The organism is Oleiphilus sp. HI0079 (genome assembly GCF_001635105.1).
On the sequence record NZ_LWFT01000171.1, the window covers coordinates 1 to 727 of the forward strand.

Consider the following 727-nt stretch of genomic DNA (forward strand, 5'->3'; position numbering starts at 1 on the left):
GGCGACCCTGATATTGTGATCTTTGTGACCAATGCCGTGGACGCGGCGCTATTAGCGAAATTAATAAGATCGAAGTCTGATGACGTAATGTTGGGTACTTCGGAATGGGCGGGTACAGAACGGCTGATTGAGCTCGGAGGGCGCTTTGTTGAGGGTGCATTTGTACCTCAATACCTAGATCGCGAAAGTAAAGATCCGGATTACCAACGTTTTCGTGAGGGTTTTATCAAACGGTTTAATCATGAGCCTGGCTTTCCTGGTTTAACTGCCTATAACGCGACTCGCGTAATCATTGATCGCTTGAAGAATAAATCGGCTTCTCAAAGCCTGAAGGACGCATTACTTGCGCAAGGTACTTTTCCGGCCATCCAAGGAAGTGTGCAGTTTGATGAGTTTGGTGATGCGGAGAGCAAGACTTACGTGACACAGATTATAAACAGTCAGTTTGTCGTGCAAACAGATTAAACGAGGGTGTCGATAGAGATGTGGTCTCATTATGTTTCATCGTGAGCGAGATTTAAGCCGTGTCTAAACCAGCGAAAACGCGCTCACTTGCATCCGAGCTTTTGATACAGCTCGCCATTGTGGCTCTCGTTCCTCTCGGCGCCACCATGGCTTTTTTTACCTGGCAGCTCTTCCCCTATTTAACCAAGAATATCATTGATGAGCAGCAATCGATTGCGAGCTTGGTGACGCAGCAAGTGATTGAGCGTATTGCAACCGCAGA

Annotated in this window: 2 protein-coding genes; both read left to right on the forward strand. The window is 47.3% G+C overall.

The genetic code is table 11. From position 1 onward, the window contains the following. The coding region (locus tag A3750_RS02540) for an ABC transporter substrate-binding protein (RefSeq protein WP_156498326.1) at window positions 1–465 on the forward strand (465 nt) is incomplete at its 5' end. A 59-nt stretch (window positions 466–524) separates the two neighbouring features. Continuing rightward, window positions 525–727, forward strand: a 203-nt coding sequence (locus A3750_RS02545; protein WP_156498327.1) for a hypothetical protein, incomplete at its 3' end; no start/stop codon positions are given.